The organism is Allobosea sp. P5_A5, from assembly GCF_056400625.1.
This window is the reverse complement of record NZ_JBFUKY010000002.1, coordinates 367,247-379,480: the sequence shown is the minus strand read 5'-3', so window position 1 is coordinate 379,480 and position 12,234 is coordinate 367,247. Positions and strand designations below refer to the sequence as shown.

Sequence of the window (12,234 nt, the reverse complement as noted above, 5' to 3'; positions counted from 1 at the left end):
AGCGACGAAGCAATCTAGGAGCCGCAGAGCTCTACGGCCCCTGGATTGCTTCGCTGACGCTCGCAATGACGGCGTTATTCCGCCGCCACTGCCTGCGCCGCCGGCTTCTCGGGCTTCAGGCCGACGAGATGGCAAATGGCGTAGACGAGATCGGCTTTGTTCATCGTGTAGAAATGCAGGTCGGTCGCGCCGCGATCGATCAGGTCAAGCACCTGCTCGGCGCAAACTGCGGCGGCCACCAATCGCCGCGTCGCGACATCGTCTTCCAGCCCCTCGAAGCGGTCGGCCAGCCATTGCGGCACGCTCGCGCCGGTCTTGCGGGCGAAATTGGCGGTCTGCCGGAAGTTCTGCACGGGCACGATGCCGGGCAGGATCGGGATATCGATCCCGGCCGCCCGCACCTTGTCGAGATAGCGGAAATACACATCGTTATCGAAGAAGAACTGGGTGATCGCCCGTGTCGCGCCGGCATCGACTTTGGCTTTCAGCGCCTCGATATCGGCTTCAAGCGAGGCGGCTTCGGGATGCTTCTCCGGATAGGCCGAAACTGTCACCTCGAAATCGCCGATGCGCTTCAAACCCGCGACAAGATCGCAGGTCTGGTCGTATCCAGCCGGATGCGGCTCGTAGACCGTGCCGAGCCCGCCGGCCGGATCACCGCGCAGCGCCACGACATGGCGCACGCCCGCATCCCAATAGGAGCGGATGACCTCGTCGACCTCGGCCTTGCTCGCGGAAACGCAGGTGAGATGCGCCGCCGGCTTCAACGCCGTTTCCTCGACCATGCGCTTGACCGTGGCGTGGGTGCGCTCTCGGGTGGAGCCGCCGGCGCCATAGGTCACCGAGACGAAGCTCGGACCGAGCGGTTCGAGCCGGCGCACGCTTTCCCACAACGCGACTTCCATCTCCTCCGATTTGGGCGGGAAGAACTCGAAGGAGACGCTGGGCCGGCGCGAGCTGTGGCGGCTGGGGCGAAACGCGTTCATCAGGCAACCTCGAGATTGTCTTGCCGCAGGGGCGCATCCAGTTGGACGCGCCGGTCGCGGCCACGCCAGAGCATCACCGGCAACTGCCCGGATTTGCCGTCGGCGAGCGTCACCTCCTGCGCGAGATCGCAGGCGAGCCCGGCTTCGGTGAACCAGCCGGCGATCTGCTGGCGCGAAAAGCCGAGGCGGCGATGGGCGTGCTCGCTGCGCAGGAATTCCATCTCGTGCGGCGCGAAATCGACGACGATGAGCCGCCCGCCCGGCGCCAGCACAGCAGCCGCTTCACGGATCGCGCGGCCGGGATCGTCGAGGAAATGCAGCACCTGATGCACGACGACGAGATCGAACGAACCGCGGACGAACGGCAACGCATAGATGTCGCCCTGCCGAAGCTCGACCCGCGACAGCCCCGCCTGCTCCAGATTGGCCCGCGCCACCGCCAGCATCGCGTGGTTGGCATCGACGCCGACGGCGCGGCCGTATTTCGGTGCGATCCGCTCCAGCATCCGGCCCGTGCCGGTACCCAGATCAAGCATCGTGCCCGATGTACCCTCCCCGACCGCGGCCTCGACCGCAGCCTCGACGAGATGGTCCGGCACATGCAGGCCGCGTAGCCTGTCCCAGTCGCGCGCCACGCTGGCGAAATAGCTCTGGGCGGCTTCGGCCCGGCTTGCCCGGACGGCCGCCAGCCTCTGACGATCAGCAGCCAGGACGGGGTCGCTCAGATCGAGCCACGCCGCCAGCGAAGCCGCAAAGGCACGGCCCGCGCCCGTCTCGTCCAGCCGGAAGAAAGCCCAGGCGCCTTCGCGCGAGCGGCGCACCAGCCCGGCCTCGGTCAGCAATTTGAGGTGGCGCGAGATGCGCGGCTGGGACTGGCCCAGAATATCCGTCAGATCCGAGACAGAAAGCTCGCCCTGAGACAGCAACGCGAGAACGCGCAGCCGCGTTTCCTCCCCCGCCGCACGCAGGGCCGAGAGCAGAACATCTGAAGACAACGCCGTCGGCTGCAACACGCGAACGCCTCCCGCGCCCGAAAAGACATAAAGATATCTTTATGTCAGACGAGCCGTTCGCGCAAGCGGATTTTCGTGCCGGAAAACAGGACGGTTGGGCAGTGTCGACACGACCTGAATTGCAACGCCGGCTCCTCGAACCTGCTCGCGAGATCAGGGACGCCGCACCGCCGGAACGACCGGCGGCATGACCACCACCGGGTCGCCCGCAACAATCGACCCCGCGATCGTGACGGAGAGGACAAGCCCGCGCAGTTCGGCCGCCGCCTTGATGAAGCCGAACTGAAGGTCGGGTCGGCCCGTCGCCTCGGCGAGCGCGCGACCTGACCGGCGGCACGGCAGGTTGTACGCCTCCACCCGCAGCACGGCGCCGCCGTCGAAGCGCCCCTCGCCACCCCATTGCCCGCCGAAGGCCAAATGGCTGCCGGGTGCGACTGTCGAGAAAGCCGGGAGTCCCGAGATCAGCAGGTTGCAGCCCAGCCATTCGGGATCGATCGCTTCGACGCCCAATCGCGCTGCGATCAGCGCCAGTTCGACAGGGCACAGCGCGGACACCTGCCGGTCGTTGCGCAGCACGGTGCCGCGCGGGAGCCAAGGTTCGCGAGGGCCGGCCTTACGAGACGGGCCGGCGTGCAGTTCGCCGATGATGCCGGCGAGATCAAGCGTCAGCAGCGGCACGGCCCGCGTGACAAAGGGATGCGACCCGCCTCGTGATGCGGTCGAGAAAACGGCGGCAACCGAACCCGCCTGTCGGCCCGCTTTCACGGCGCCGCCGGCGTTCGGGTTAGCAGCGTAAAACGGCGAGCTTCGCTCAGAGCAGCTTGAGATCGCCTGCGGCGGTCTTTCCACGCTCGGTCTTCAGCTCGAAGGAGAGCTTCTGCCCTTCGTCCAGCGCCATTATCCCCGCTTCCTTCACGGCTGTGATGTGAACGAACACATCTTTGCCGCCATCCGCAGGTTGAATGAAGCCGAAGCCTTTTTCAGTGTTGAACCATTTAACGGTCCCGGTCGCCATCGCCGTGTCCCTCGCAGCCGCGCCCGCGGACACATGGACGATCGTCGACAAGCCCGCATCGTTCAGAATTGACCGAAACCGGGCTATTGTCGAGATCAAACGCCGTAGCTGCGAATCAGCAACCCGATCAAGATTTGGTCAACGTCACAAGGGTTCTGGATTCGGCACGGGACGAGCCGCCAAGATAGATTTCGACGTCGCCCGGATCGACCACATATCGGCCCTGCTCGTCATGAGCGCCAAGAGTGCCGGCCTCCAGTTTGAACCGTACGGTGCGCGTCTCGCCGGCCTTCAGCATGATCTTCTGGAAGCCCTTCAGTTCGCGCAGCGGCCGCGACAGGCTGGCGACGGGCTGGCGGATATAAAGCTGCACGACCTCCTGCCCATCCTGGGAGCCGGCATTGGTGACGTCGACCGAAACCTCGACCGAACCGCTGAGCGGCATGGACGAAGCAGAAACCCGAGGCTGAGCGTAGGTGAAGCGGCTGAAGGACAGCCCGTAGCCGAAGGGATAGAGCGGGTCGTTACGCTCGTCCATGTAGATGGACTCGTAGCGCTGGCGGATTTTCTCCGGCCGGCCGGTCGGCAGTGCATTGTAATAGACCGGGATCTGCCCGACCGAGCGCGGAAAGCTCATCGGCACCCGGCCGGAAGGATTGTACCGCCCGGTTAGGATGTCGGCGATCGCCGGCCTGGCTTCGGTGCCGCCATGGAAGGTCTGCAGGATCGCGGCGACATGTTCGCTCGCCCACGTGAGAACGAGCGGCCGGCCGGTCTGCAGTACCAGCACCACCGGCTTGCCAGTCGCGACGAGCGCCTCCAGCAGCTCCTGCTGAACGCCGGGCAGGTCGAGCTTGGTTCGCGAAGCCGCCTCCCCCATGAACTCGCAATCTTCGCCCAGCATGGCGACGACGAGATCGGCCTCGGTCGCTGCGCGCACCGCCGCGTCCTTGTCAGCGAATTCGGTGCCGCAATTCTTGGTGAAAGCGGGCTGGTAGGCGATCGCGACATCGCCCGGCAGCCGCTCGCGCAACGCGTCCGGCAGCGAGGCGATCCTGCGGCGGCCAAGCCCGGCCGGGTCGGTCCAGACCCGCTCCTCCTCCGGCACCGCCATGGCGCCGATCACAGCGATGGATTTCACGCCACTCCGGATCGGAAGCACGCCATCGGTAGTCTTGAGCAGGATCGCGCCTTCGCGGGCCGCTTGCAGCGCCACCGCGCTCGCTTCCGCCGTCTGCATCAGCTTGGGCGCTTGCGCCGGATCGACATCGGGCTTCTCGAACAGGCCCATATGAAACTTCACGCGCAGGACACGCCGAACCGCCTCGTCCAGCGCTTTCATCGGCACCCGCCCGGCCCGCACTTCGGCAGCGAGGTGCTTGTGGTAGACGTCGCCCATCATGTCCATGTCGATGCCAGCGAGCAGCGCCTTGCGGGCCGCCTCTGCGTCGTCGCGCGCGATGCCGTGTAGCCGAAGCTCGGTGATCGAGCCGAAATCGGAAGTGACGAAGCCGCGAAAGCCCCATTTGCCCCGCAGCAGATCGGTCAGCATCGCCTTGTTGGCGGTCGCCGGCACGCCGTTCAGGGCATTGAAGGCCGCCATGGCCGTCATCGCACCCGCATCGAACGAGGCCTTGAAGGGCGGCAGATAGAGGTCGAAGAGCTGGCTCGTCGGGATCCAGGTCGAGTTGTAGTCGCGCCCGCCCTCGGCCGCGCCATATCCCACAAAATGCTTCGGCGTGGTCGCCACCCCGCCGCGCTGGTAGCCATGGGTGCGCGCCGACGCCACGACCGAGCCAAGATAGGCGTCCTCGCCCGCCCCTTCCAGCACGCGGCCCCAACGCGGATCGCGCGAAATGTCGACCATCGGCGCAAAGGTCCAGTTGATGCCGGCGGCCGAGGCCTCGCGCCCGGTCCAATACGCCGCCTGCTCGATCAGTTCCGGGTTCCAGCTGGAAGCCTGGCCGAGCGGGAGCGGAAAATAGGTCGAGAAGCCGTGAACGGCGTCGAGCCCGATGATCAGCGGGATCTTCAGGCGGCTTTCGCGCGCAGCCTTCTGCACCGTCAGCACTTCCGACGGGACGACGAAGTTCATCACCGCGCCCATGTCGCCGCTGCGGATCTGGCCGGCGTCGAAGCCGTCGCCGCGGCCAGAGAGGTGCAACTGCCCGACCTTCTCCTCAAGCGTCATCCGCTTCAGCAGCGCATCGACCTTGCGTTCGATGGCCTGCGCCTCCCGCCCGGTCTTCCAGGCGATCGGCTGCTGCGCGTGGGCGACCGCCGGCACGAGGAACAGCAGGGCAGCAACGATCCGCAGAAGCATGAAGGCGATCTCTTCGGTGGGACGCGGAGGAATCCCTGCGCCCTACAGGATCGGGCGAGGAGGCTCAACCGGCGATGAGCGGCGGTCCGTGGCAGAGTCCTCATCCTGAGGAGCCGCGTCAGCGGCGTCTCGAAGGATGCTCCAGCTGCGTCCGGAACCTCATGGACGCGATCCTCTGGATCGCTCCTCAGGATGAGGGCTCGCGTGGGAAGAGGCCTTAAACCGGAGCAGCCACCCTCCATGGCGCACCCATTGCATCCACCATGGCCACGTCCCTCGCCAGTCACTAACACGGTCAAACCCATGTCGCAGACCGCCCTTGCCATGATCCCGCACCGACACCGCTTCTACGAAGACCTGCTGGCCATCCCGCTGGGCTCGCTGATGGTGAGCATCGGCGTCGTGCTCTTCGCCAAGGCGACGGTGCTGACCGGCGGCGCTGCCGGCCTGGCGCTCCTGCTGCAATTCGCGGCGGGCTGGAATTTCAGCGTCCTGTTCTTCGTCATCAACCTGCCGTTCTACTGGCTGGCGCTGCGCCGCATGGGCCTACCCTTTACCCTGCGCACGATCGCCACGGTCGGGCTGATCTCGGTCTTCGTCTGGGCGACGCCGTTCTGGCTGCGCATCGAGTCGGTGGCGCCGCTCTATGCCACGATCGCCGGAGGTGTTGCGATGGGGCTCGGCCTGCTCGCGCTTGCCCGGCATCGCACCGCGATCGGGGGCGTCAACATCCTGGCGCTTTATTTGCAGGAACGCCACGGCATTCGCGCCGGTTGGGTCCAGCTCGGGGTCGACGCAACGATCTTCACCGCCGCGCTTTTCCTGCTGCCGCTCGATAAGGTCGCCTTGTCGGTCGTCGGGACCATCGTCATCAACGCGATCCTGGCGATGAACCATAAGCCGGGCCGCTATATGGCGGTATCCTGACACTGGGCCTCCTGCCTTTGGAGCGGTTGCGCCCCGCCTGCCGCCATGCGACTCAAACCGCCGGACGCAAGAGCATCGGACCAAAAAATGGAATCCATTTTTTGGACGAATCCGATGCTTCGATAATAGGATAGATCATCGTGACCGCGTCCGGTTGGACGCGCGACGATCTAGCGGCGAGATGTGAGATGGCCCAGCCCCTGACGATCGAAGACCTGCGCATTCTGGCCAAGCGCCGCGTGCCGCGCATGTTCTACGATTACGCCGATTCCGGCGCCTGGACCGAAGGCACCTACCGCGCCAACGAGACCGACTTCGCCAAGATCAAGCTGCGCCAGCGCGTCGCCGTCGACATGACCAACCGCTCGCTCGCCTCGACGATGATCGGCCAGCCGATCGCGATGCCGGTCGCCATCGCGCCGACCGGCATGACCGGAATGCAGCACGCCGACGGCGAGATCCTCGCCGCCCGCGCTGCCGCCAAGGCCGGCGTGCCCTTCACCCTCTCGACCATGAGCATCTGCTCGATCGAGGACGTAGCGAACCACACCAGCGCGCCGTTCTGGTTCCAGCTCTACGTGATGAAGGACCGCGACTTCATCACCCGCCTGATCCAGCGCGCCAAAGCCGCCGGCTGCTCGGCACTGGTGCTGACGCTCGACCTGCAGATCCTCGGTCAGCGCCACAAGGACATCCGTAACGGCCTCTCCGCCCCGCCGAAGCCGACGCTCGCCAACCTGATCAACCTCGCCACCAAGCCCCGCTGGTGCCTGAAGATGCTGGACACGCCGCGCCGGCAATTCGGCAATATCGTCGGCCACGTCACCGGCGTCGCCGACATGTCCTCGCTCGGCTCCTGGACCTCGAGCCAGTTCGACCCGCAGCTAAATTGGGACGACGTGAAGTGGATCAAGGACCAGTGGGGCGGCAAGCTGATCCTGAAGGGCATTCTCGACCCCGAGGACGCTGAAACCGCCGCGCAAAGCGGCGCCGATGCGCTGATCGTCTCCAACCATGGCGGGCGCCAGCTCGACGGCGCTCTGTCCTCGATCGAGGCGCTGCCAGCCATCGTCGATCAGGTCGGCAACCGCATCGAAGTGCTGTTCGACGGCGGCATCCGCTCGGGCCAGGATGTCCTGAAGGCGATCGCGCTCGGCGCGAAAGGCACCTTCATCGGCCGCGCCTTCCTCTACGGTCTCGGCGCCATGGGCGAAAAAGGCGTGACCGCCTCGCTCGACATCATCCGCAAGGAACTCGACATCACCATGGCGCTCTGCGGCCTGCGCGACATCCAGAACGTCGACGAGCGGATTCTGGTCGGCGGCCGCGAGGGCGCGATCAAGCGGCTAGCGGCGGTTTAGGCTTTCAGGCTCGATATTCCATATTCGAGCAAGCGTGCATCACGCGTGACGAGAGTGAGACCACGGTTGTTCGCCTGTGCGATAAGCATGCGGTCGAAGGGATCGCGGTGGATGGGGGGAAGCGCCGCAGCGGTCACAGCGTCATCGAGCGTGATATCGAGCATTATCAACCCTGACGCGGACACACTCTGCCAATCCGCAACGGGCAAATCGATTTTACCGACCGACCGTTTGATTTCCAGCTCCCATACACTGGCAACGCTAACGTAAGCGTTTTCAGCTTTCGCGATGTTGTCCCTCACGACATCGGAAAGCTTGTCGCTATCCATTCCCAACCACCATAGCAAAACGTGACTATCTAGCAGCAGCCTCATTTGCTGATCGGCTCGTCAGGAATGTCTTTATAGACTTCGAAAAGATCGGTGAGATCGTTTTCGGGCTTCCACCAATCCGGGTCGATCTCGTGGACTTTACCGGCCCAGAGCCCCGACCGCCGTTTGACTGCGCCCACCGACGCCGGCTCGACCTGCACCAGCTTCACGGCCGGCGTCCCATTGCGAGCGATGATAACCTCCTCGCCTCGCAGCGCCTGTTCGATCAGGCGGGAGAGGTTCGTCTTGGCCTCGTGAACGTTCACGATCGTCATTGAAAAAGCCCATATTAGCTAACCTAGCTAATATGGGCTTTTTCCGTTCGATCAGCAAACGCCACTCGGGCTAAGCGCTGCGCCGGGATCACTCCCGACGCAGAGACGACAAGCTCAGGCGCGATACCAGGACGCGAGGTTCCAAGTGTCGACGTCCCAGCCGGAATGGTCGTGCATCAGGTTCTGCGCGGCTGCGACCACCTTCGTCCGCGAGAGCACCGGCAGGATGACGTTCGCCTCGCAGAAGATCTCGTTGACCTTGATCAGCAGCCCGGCGCGCTTGGCCGGGTCGAGTTCCTTCTGCGCCGCTTTGTAGGCCTCGTCGGCCGCCGGATCTGAGTAGCGGGAGATATTGCGGCCGAGCCACTTGTTCTCCTTGTTCGCGATCTCCCAGGAGACGAACTGGTTGAGGAAGCGCTCAGGGTCCGGCTGCGGCTGCGTCGTGGTGTACATCTCCATGTCGACATAGAGCTTGGTGTAGGTGTCGGGGTTCGCCACATCCGACGAGAAGAACACCGAGGCCGTCACCGACTTCAACTCCAGCTCGATGCCCGCCTTCTGGCAGGCCTGCTTGACGATCGCCTGCACCTTCTGACGCGGCGCGTTGATCGAGGTCTGGAAGACGTATTTCAGCTTCTTACCATCTTTCTCGCGGATGCCGTCGGAGCCCTTCTTCCAGCCGGCGTCGTCGAGGATCTTGTTGGCCTTCTCGATGCTGAACTCGTATTTCAGCTTCTCGGACTTGAAGCGCTTCGGCTCGTTGACGAAGCTGGCCGTCGCGGTGCCGGCCCGGCCATAGATGAACTTCTGGATCGAATCGCGGTCGATCAGCAGGTTAATTGCCTGTCGCACGGCCGGGTCCGACAGCGTCGGATGCTTGGTCTTGACGCTCGAGCGCTCGCCATCGACCTCGGTCCAGGGATCGGTCGTGTTGAGCGTGATGAACTCGATGTCGCCGGCGGGAGCCGCGCTGACCTTGCCGCGCCCGCCCGTCTCCATGCGCTTCAGCAGTTCGTCCTCGACCAGCGTATCCCAGGCATAGTCGTACTCGCCGGTCTGGAGCACGGCGCGCGCGGCCGAGACGGCATCGCCGCCGCCCTTCACTTCGAGCGTGTCGAAATGCGGACGGTTGGCGACGTGATAGTCCGGATTGCGCTCGGCGCGGATGATATCGCCGGGGCGGAATTCGACGAACTTGTAGGGGCCGGTGCCGACGGGCTTCAGGTTGTCGGGAGCCTCGCGGGACTTGGCGCCGACATAGTCGCCGAAGCGGTGCTTGGGCAGGATCATGCCGGCCACGCCCACGAACGCATCGGCCCAGAACGGCGTCGGCTGAGCGAAAATCACCTTGACCGTGAGGTCGTCGACCTTCTCGACCTTGATGTTGGTGTAGGCGCCCGCGGTGTAGGCGGCCGTTGCCGGATCGGCCGCGTATGCCCAAGTAAACACAACGTCGTCGGCGGTGAAGGGCTTGCCGTCATGCCACTTCACGCCCGGTTTCAGTTTCCAGGTCACGGTGGCGCCGTCTGCCGAGAGCCCGCCATTCTCCTTGGTCGGAACGCTGGCGGCGAGCTGCGGGACGAGATTGCCCTCCTTGTCCCAGCCGGCGAGCGGCTCGTAGAAGATGCGCGAGGAAATCTGGTCCTTCGTGCCTGAGGCGAAATGCGGGTTGAGCAGCGTCGGCGCTTGCCAAAGCAGCATCTTCAGCGGCCCGCCACCGCCGGCCTTGGTCGGCTTGTAGTCGAGCGTGGCGTCCGCCATCGCGACGCCGTTCCAGAGCAGGATCTGGCTGGCGATCGGCGCGGTGATGCCGACAGCCGCCATGTTTTTGATGAAGGAGCGGCGCGACAGGCGGCCTTCCTTCAGATCTTCCACCATGCCCTGAATCGTTTCGTTGCTCATAGTCGACCTTCTTAAGACAAAGAAAAAGAAGCCGGCCAATAATCCGCGGGCTTCTCAACTGACCTAGGGAGAACCAAAACCTGACGAAGCTTGGATTCGGCTTCGTTCCGGTGAAGCGTAGCTTAAGCCAACCTCAAAGTGACCGATGCCCGAGGCATGACGGGGCAGCGTGGCGCACATTGCGGCAGATGGCTGCGGCTTGGGCATTCATCGTCATTTGCGAGCGCAGCGAAGCAATCCAGGGGACTGGGCAGAACAATCAGCCCTGCCGCCCCTGGATTGCCGCGTCGCTGCCGCTCCTCGCAATGACGGATTGGTCGCCCGAAAGCGGCCCTACAGCCTCAGCGCGAGAACTTCTTGTACTGAATGCGCTTCGGGATCGTGCTGTCGATGCCGAGGCGACGCTTCTTGTCTTCCTCATATTCGGCGAAATTGCCCTCGAACCACTCGACATGGCTGTCGCCCTCGAAGGCGAGGATATGGGTCGCGATGCGGTCGAGGAACCAGCGATCGTGGCTGATGATGACGGCGCAGCCGGCGTAATCCTCCAGCGCCTCTTCCAATGCCCGCAGCGTGTCGACGTCGAGGTCGTTGGTCGGTTCGTCGAGCAGCAGCAGGTTGGCGCCTGATTTCAGCATCTTGGCGAGGTGGACGCGGTTGCGCTCGCCGCCCGAGAGCGAGCCGACCTTCTTCTGCTGGTCGCCGCCCTTGAAGTTGAAGGCCGAGCAATAGGCGCGTGAATTGATCTCGCGTTTGCCGAGATACAGGATGTCGTTGCCGCCGGAGATCTCCTCCCAGACGTTCTTCTTGTCGTCGAGCGAGTCGCGGCTCTGGTCGACATAACCGAGCTGGACACTCTCGCCGACCTTGATCGTGCCTGCGTCCGGCTGCTCGACGCCGGTGATCATCTTGAACAGCGTCGTCTTGCCCGCGCCGTTGGGACCGATGACGCCGACGATGCCGCCCGGCGGCAGCTTGAACGACAGCCCGTCGATCAGGAGCTTGTCCTGAAAGCCCTTCGACAGCTCCTCGAAATCGACGACATTGTTGCCCAGACGCTCGGCGATCGGAATGATGATCTGCGCGGTATCCGGCCCCTTGTTGTTGGCCTTCTGCACCAGCTCGTCATAGCGCTGGATGCGGGCCTTGCTCTTGGCCTGACGGGCCTTGGGCGAAGCCGCCATCCACTCGGATTCGCGCTCCAGCGTCTTCTGGCGGGAGACGTCCTCGCGGCCTTCCTGAGAGAGGCGCTTCTGCTTCTGCACCGACCAGGCCGAATAGTTGCCCTCATAGGGGATGCCCTGGCCGCGATCGAGCTCCAGGATCCAGCTAGTCACGTTGTCGAGGAAGTAGCGATCGTGGGTCACGATCAGGATCGCGCCCGGATAACTGCGCAGATGGCCTTCGAGCCAGGCGGTCGTCTCGGCGTCGAGATGGTTGGTCGGCTCGTCGAGCAGCAGCAGTTCCGGCTGTTCCAGCAGCAGCTTGCACATCGCGACGCGGCGGCGCTCACCGCCCGAGAGCTTGTCGACCGGCCAATCGTCGGGCGGGCAGCGCAACGCGTCCATCGCCTGGTCGACCTTGGAATCGAGATCCCACAATCCCTTGGCTTCGATCTCGTCCTGAAGATTGGTCATCTCGTCGGCGCTCTCGTCGGAATAGTTCATCGCGAGTTCGTTGTAGCGGTCGAGGATCGCCTTCTGCGGGGCCACCCCGAGCATGACGTTCTCGCGAACGTTCAGCTCCTCGGCGAGCTTGGGCTCCTGCGGCAGGTAGCCGACCCGCGCCCCGTCGGCGACCCAAGCCTCACCGGTCCACTCCTTGTCGAAGCCGGCCATGATCTTGAGCAGCGTGGATTTACCGGCGCCGTTGACACCGAGCACGCCGATCTTGGCGTCCGGATAGAAGGAAAGATGGATGTCCTTGAGAACCTGCTTGCCGCCCGGATAGGTCTTCGACAGGCCGCGCATATGATAGATGAACTGGCGGGACATGGGCGAGCGGGCTCCGCTGGAAAGCGCTGGGCGACACAGGAGATGTCGGGAAATCTGGCCGCTATGT

The 12,234-nt window shown here is 64.3% G+C and carries 11 protein-coding genes; 2 read left to right on the top strand and 9 right to left on the bottom strand.

Features of this window, described 5'->3' with window-relative positions:
* Positions 1-74: 74 nt before the first annotated feature.
* The 5 genes from metF to bglX form a co-directional block, all read right to left on the bottom strand.
* Positions 75-986, bottom strand: a complete 912-nt coding sequence (gene metF, locus AC1DR6_RS05445) for a methylenetetrahydrofolate reductase [NAD(P)H] (RefSeq protein WP_476828169.1) — start codon at positions 984-986, stop codon at positions 75-77.
* On the bottom strand, positions 986-1,999 hold the full coding sequence (locus AC1DR6_RS05440; RefSeq protein WP_476828168.1) for an ArsR/SmtB family transcription factor: 1,014 nt from the start codon (positions 1,997-1,999) through the stop codon (positions 986-988). The genes metF and AC1DR6_RS05440 overlap by 1 nt, the downstream gene beginning before the upstream one ends.
* 153 nt (positions 2,000-2,152) lie before the next feature.
* Positions 2,153-2,677: an MOSC domain-containing protein gene (locus AC1DR6_RS05435; RefSeq protein WP_476828167.1), complete on the bottom strand. Its 525-nt coding sequence runs from the start codon at positions 2,675-2,677 to the stop codon at positions 2,153-2,155.
* 133 nt (positions 2,678-2,810) lie between these two features.
* Positions 2,811-3,014, bottom strand: coding sequence for a cold-shock protein (locus tag AC1DR6_RS05430; RefSeq protein ID WP_476828441.1), 204 nt, complete (start codon positions 3,012-3,014; stop codon positions 2,811-2,813).
* A gap of 127 nt (positions 3,015-3,141) precedes the next feature.
* Positions 3,142-5,337, bottom strand: a complete 2,196-nt coding sequence (bglX, locus tag AC1DR6_RS05425; protein WP_476828166.1) for a beta-glucosidase BglX — start codon at positions 5,335-5,337, stop codon at positions 3,142-3,144.
* A gap of 303 nt (positions 5,338-5,640) precedes the next feature.
* Here bglX and AC1DR6_RS05420 point away from each other — a divergent pair, with 303 nt between their 5' ends.
* Positions 5,641-6,264: a YitT family protein gene (locus AC1DR6_RS05420; RefSeq protein WP_476828165.1), complete on the top strand. Its 624-nt coding sequence runs from the start codon at positions 5,641-5,643 to the stop codon at positions 6,262-6,264.
* Between the two features lie 188 nt (positions 6,265-6,452).
* Positions 6,453-7,625: an alpha-hydroxy acid oxidase gene (locus AC1DR6_RS05415; protein ID WP_476828164.1), complete on the top strand. Its 1,173-nt coding sequence runs from the start codon at positions 6,453-6,455 to the stop codon at positions 7,623-7,625.
* Here the strand turns inward: AC1DR6_RS05415 and AC1DR6_RS05410 are convergent.
* From AC1DR6_RS05410 to ettA, 4 genes are all read right to left on the bottom strand, one after another.
* On the bottom strand, positions 7,622-7,999 hold the full coding sequence (locus AC1DR6_RS05410) for a type II toxin-antitoxin system VapC family toxin (protein WP_476828163.1): 378 nt from the start codon (positions 7,997-7,999) through the stop codon (positions 7,622-7,624). The two genes, AC1DR6_RS05415 and AC1DR6_RS05410, sit on opposite strands and share 4 nt — an antisense overlap.
* Positions 7,996-8,271, bottom strand: coding sequence for a type II toxin-antitoxin system Phd/YefM family antitoxin (locus AC1DR6_RS05405; RefSeq protein WP_476828162.1), 276 nt, complete (start codon positions 8,269-8,271; stop codon positions 7,996-7,998). Before AC1DR6_RS05405 ends, AC1DR6_RS05410 begins: the two co-directional genes overlap by 4 nt.
* A 114-nt stretch (positions 8,272-8,385) precedes the next feature.
* Positions 8,386-10,173: a peptide ABC transporter substrate-binding protein gene (locus AC1DR6_RS05400; RefSeq protein ID WP_476828161.1), complete on the bottom strand. Its 1,788-nt coding sequence runs from the start codon at positions 10,171-10,173 to the stop codon at positions 8,386-8,388.
* Positions 10,174-10,514: 341 nt separating this feature from the next.
* Entirely contained in the window at positions 10,515-12,167 is a 1,653-nt protein-coding gene (gene ettA, locus AC1DR6_RS05395) for an energy-dependent translational throttle protein EttA (protein WP_476828160.1), read from the bottom strand.
* Between the last annotated feature and the right edge of the window lie 67 nt (positions 12,168-12,234).